Source organism: Clostridium sp. (genome assembly GCF_051654825.1).
GTDB lineage: Bacteria > Bacillota > Clostridia > Clostridiales > Clostridiaceae > Clostridium.
On record NZ_JBOFYU010000148.1, the window covers coordinates 1 to 5,015 of the forward strand.

2 protein-coding genes and 1 riboswitch are annotated in these 5,015 nt (G+C 28.2%); both genes read left to right on the top strand.

The window, feature by feature from the left end:
* Positions 1 to 669: response regulator (locus ACRDBA_RS09015; protein WP_438572591.1), on the top strand; the 669-nt coding region annotated here is incomplete at its 5' end.
* Between the two features lie 77 nt (positions 670 to 746).
* A riboswitch (cyclic di-GMP riboswitch) is annotated at positions 747 to 834 on the top strand.
* A gap of 201 nt (positions 835 to 1,035) precedes the next feature.
* A partial coding sequence (locus tag ACRDBA_RS09020; RefSeq protein ID WP_438572592.1) for an NPCBM/NEW2 domain-containing protein occupies positions 1,036 to 5,015 on the top strand: 3,980 nt, incomplete at its 3' end.

The following is a 5,015-nucleotide window of genomic DNA, read 5'->3' on the forward strand; positions in this document are numbered from 1 at the left end:
GATGATAAAGCAATAAGAAATTTTATGAAGGCTACATTAGAAGCTAATTCCTATTTATGTAATATAGCTAAAGATGGAGAACAAGCTATGTTGTCAGCTACAACTAATCCTTCAGATATAATTATTTTAGATTTAGGATTACCAGATTGCAATGGAGTAGATATTATAAAGAAAATAAGATTATGGTCAAGATGCCCTATTATAGTAGTAAGTGCAAGAAGTGAAGATAGAGATAAAATAGAAGCACTAGATTTAGGGGCTGATGATTACTTAACTAAGCCATTTAGTGTAAATGAGTTACTAGCTAGAATAAGGGTAGCTATACGAAAGATTAGCTACGATAATAGTAATGATAAAAATAGTCAAGAATTTGTAAATGGTAAACTTAAAATAAATTATTTTTCAGGATGTGTTTTTATAGATGATAAAGAAATACATTTAACTCCAATTGAGTACAAGCTTATCTGCCTTTTAGCTAAAAATGTTGGAAGGGTATTAACTCATACATTTATCTTAAAAGAAGTATGGGGAAGTGTTAATCAAAGTGATATACCATCCTTAAGAGTATTTATGGCGACATTAAGAAAGAAGCTCGAAAAAGACATATCAGGAGAAGCTTATATACAAACTCATATAGGTGTTGGATATAGATTGGTCAGAGTAGAATGAGTTGAAAAAAATATTCGTATTCATAAAAAGAAAAAAGATATTCACAAATAATGTTTATTAAGTTATAATTAATATGAAAATAGAATAGGCAAAGCTAGGGAAATCTAGTGACGCAAAGCTATAGGGACTTAGGTTAAATTTTAACTATGTCAGCCAGTTGCCAAAGAGTACAATTATACTTTTTGTTTAAGTTAAATAATTTAGATTATTTAATATTATTTAGCATAGAATAATATATTATTCTATGTATTTATAGTATGTTAAACTCTAATATTAAAATAACTTTAGTAACTATAGCTACTCTTTTTGAGTAGCTTTTTTTTATTGTACTTCTGAGGATATCTATAAAATCAGGAGGGATAGTATATGTTAAAAAGAAAGCTAGCTGGAATAATTCTAGCTACAACAGTGGTTAATCTTCTAAATGCACCTATAACGGTACTAGCAGAAGAAATAAAAAGTAAAGAAATAATTACTGAAAGTAAAGAGGGGGAAGAGGAAAGCGAAATTACTACGGCTAAAATAAAGAAGTTTAGTTTATTTGGAAGTGAAAATTTAAGTAAATATGATGAAATGTTTAAAGTTGATAATTCAAATATAAAAGCTATAACAAATAATGGTGGTAATTATGGACAATCATATATTAATAAAGCTATAGATGGTAATTTTAATACCTTTTGGGAAACAGGTAGAGCTAATGCTTCAAATTTTACAAATGAAGTAATAATTGAATTAAATGATATTACTGCTTTAAACAGAATAGTATATGCAGCAAGACAAGATGGTGCAAAAGGAAAAGGATTTGCACAGGAAGTTGAAATATATGCATCTACAACATCAAGTGATGATGATTTTAAATTAGTTAGTAGTGGAAGTTACTTAGGATCTACAGGAGATATTATAGAAATAAAATTTAATACAACAGAGTTTAAAAGAATAAAATTTAAGTTTGTAAAAGCAAATCAAGGCTGGGCAAGTGCTTCTGAGTTTATTTTATACAAAGAAGATAAGATTGCAGATTCTATGGAAAATTTATTTGTAGACGATTCTTTAAGCAAAGTAAGTGAAGAGTTTAATACATTAGAGAAAATAGAAGAGTTAGAGGAAAAAGCAAAAAATCATCCGTTATATAAAGAATATAAAGAATCTTTAGAAAATGCTAAAGCATTAGTAATGGATAAAGGTGATATTGAAAGCGAAGAAGCTGAAGTATCAAAATTTAATACATATTACACAGAATATAGAGATGCTTATAGTAAAGAATTTAAAATGCCAAATTCAAATATAAAGTCTATAACAAATAATGGTGGAAATTATGGATCATCAAGTATTAAATATGCTATAGATGAAAATATAGATACTCATTGGGAAACAGGAAATCCTAATAGTAACAATTTTAAAAATGAGGTAATAATAAATCTACATGATTCAGTTGTATTAGATAGAATTATTTATAAAGCTAGAAATGGTGGAAAAGGATTTGCAAAGAGTTTTGAAATATATGCATCTACTACTACTACAGGAGATACTTTTAAGAAGGTTGCTAATGGAAGTCATAATGTAACTAATGATTTAATCCAAATAAAGTTTAAGCCAACTGAATTTAGAAGAGTAAAATTTGTATTTACTGAAGCAAATGAAAATTGGGCATCAGCAAGTGAATTTATGCTTTACAAGGAAGATAAAATAGATGAGGAAGTAAATAGAATCTTTGTAGATAACACAATGTCTAGTGTTATAGAGGAATTTAATAATATTGATAAATTAAATGATTTAGATAATAGAGCAAAAAGTCATCCTTTATATAATGAATATAAAGAAAGATTAAATTTAGCAAAAGAAATTGTATCTAATCCTAATAAGTTATCAAATACAGTATGGAAGTTAGAAAGTAGAGGAAATTCTATAAAAGAATCTCAAAAAAGAAAAGTATGGAATTTTCAAGATTGGCAGCCAACAGGTTATAGAGTTAAATCAGGAGATGTAATAAATGTATATGTTGATGTAGAAAACGGAAAGCCAACTCCAGAAATAGTTTTTAAACAAATGGATAGTCAACATAATGGACAAGTTCATATTAAGTTAAGTAATGGGAAGAACACTATAACAATACCTGAGCTATCATCAGATGAATTAAGACCAGGAACTTCAAAAGCAGGAGTATTATATACAAGTAACCCATATACTCCAGAGGAACAAGGAAGAATGCCTAAAATTAGAATAGAAGGTGCAGAAAGATATCCACATTACATAAAAGGTATAGATAATGATAATGATGTAATAAGGGAATTAGAAGAATATGTACAGTTATTAAGTGAAGATGCATCTCTTCCAGATGTATTTGATGTATTTAGCGAAAAGACATTAGTAAATGTTAAAGCAACTTATGCCTTAGATTGGTATAAAAACAATAATAAATTACCAAGCTATACAGCTAATAAATCTGATGAAGTAATAAAGGAAACTATGAGATTTTGGGGATTTGATGAATCTTCTGAAATAAATTCAGATTTTAACTTTAGATATATATCTATGGTTAAGTGGCTAGATAATGGAGGCTTCATGAATGCTGGAAATGGTATTACTGGAGTTAATAAAAATGAGCAAGGTGCATTATTAGGTGTAAATACTGGATGGGGACTAATGCACGAGATGGGTCATAATTTTGACACTAATAATAGAACTATTGGTGAAGTAACTAATAATATATTACCATTACATTTTCAAAAAATTAATGGAGAGGCTAGTAAAATAACTGCACAAAATTTATGGGAGAAAAATATCCTTCCAAAGGTAGCATTAGATGATTACTCACAAAATGAATATTATCCAGAAAGTGATAAAAGTTTATTATCTCATATAGCTCCACTTTGGCAATTACAATTATATAATGAAGAGTTTTGGCCAGAATTTGAAAGGAAATTTAGAGCAAGTAGCTTTAAAGGTGGAAGTTGGGAATTAATACATGATGAGTGGGTTAAAGTAGCATCAGATGTTTTAGAATTAGATTTATATGAGCATTTTGCAAGACATGGATTAAGAGCAAGTGAGGATGTTAAAAAATACACATCAAAATATTCAAAACCAACTAAAAAATTATGGTATATAAATGATAAGATTTATTTAGATAATGGAGGAGCCTTTACAGAGAAGGTTAACTACTCAATATCTTCAATTAAATCTGAGGATGATAAGGTAAAACTACAGATAGAAATGGACGAAGAAAATATTAAAAATACTTTAGGATTTGAGATATTTAGAGATGGTGAAACTATAGGATTTACTTCAGGAAATACATTTGTAGATAATGGAGCTATAGAAGGTAAAAATCATGAGTATAAAGTTATAGCATATGACAAAGAAATAAATCCAAATAGTGAAGCAACAGCCAAATTACATGATCTAAGAATTAGTGTAGATGAAAATATAACTGTAGAACTTAACTCAATATTTAATCCAATAAATTATGTATCAGCATTAAATTATAAGAATGAAGATATTGCTAGGGATGTAAAAGTAATAAAGAATACTGTAGATACAGGAAGCAAAGGTTTTTATGAAGTTGTTTATGAAATTACATCAGAAGGAACGACTAAAACAAAAATTTCAGAAGTAGAGGTTGTTAGTAAGGCAAATTATTTATCAGATATAAAAGAAGTTAGTGCAACTACAGGATGGCGTACATTACAAAAGGATAAGGCACCTGATGGAAGCCCAATAAAACTTTATAGAGACTCTATAGAATCAGCATATGTAAAAGGATTGGGAGCTCATGCAAATTCAAGTATAGTTTATAGCATAGAAGGACAAGGATATACTAAATTTAAGTCTTATGTAGGTATTCAAGCAGGAGCAGGAGCAAATGCATCAGCTACTTTTGAAGTTTATTTAGATGGAGAAAAGGTATATGATAGTGGATTAATTAAGGATGGAGATAATTATAAATATGTAGATATTAATGTATCTGGAGCTAAAGAACTAAGATTAGTAACAACTGATTCTGGTAATGGAAATGCAGCAGATCACACAATATGGGCAGAGGCTAAACTTACTACTAATAATACTAAACCTACTATAATAGCTGAAGATAAGGTTTATAAAATTGGTGATGAAATAAATATATTAGATTCTATAAATGCTTATGATGTAGAAGATGGAGATTTAACTTCAAAAATTAAGATTAAATCTTCTAACTATGAAGAAGGGAAGTTAGGGAATTTCAAAGTAACTTATGAAGTTTCAGATAGTGATAATAACCTTATAGAAAAGACAATAAATATTACAGTTTATGATATACTTGATGTTAAAAAATCTTATTATGGTAAGTTTGATAATTTAAATAAGTA